The following is a 255-nucleotide window of genomic DNA, read 5'->3' as shown; positions in this document are numbered from 1 at the left end:
GAGTACTTAGGCTTGGAGAGTGGTCTCCCCATGTTCAGACAGGATTTCTCGTGTCCCGCCCTACTCTAGGACAATCATGCTATCTACGCGTACGGGGCTGTCACCCGCTACGGCCAAACTTTCCAGATTGTTCCGCTTTAAACACAATTGCCACTGGCCTGGTCCGCGTTCGCTCGCCACTACTTGCGGAGTCTCGGTTGATGTCCTTTCCTGCAGGTACTTAGATGTTTCAGTTCCCTGCGTTCGCTTCTTACA

The 255-nt window shown here is 52.9% G+C and carries 1 rRNA gene; it reads right to left on the bottom strand.

The features are described 5' to 3' along the window. Positions 1-255, bottom strand: a 23S ribosomal RNA gene (locus IB244_RS33315); the annotation flags it as partial.

Origin of the sequence: Rhizobium sp. RHZ02, assembly GCF_014851575.1 — a bacterium.
GTDB lineage: Bacteria > Pseudomonadota > Alphaproteobacteria > Rhizobiales > Rhizobiaceae > Rhizobium > Rhizobium altiplani.
This window is presented reverse-complemented; position numbering and strand designations above follow the sequence as displayed.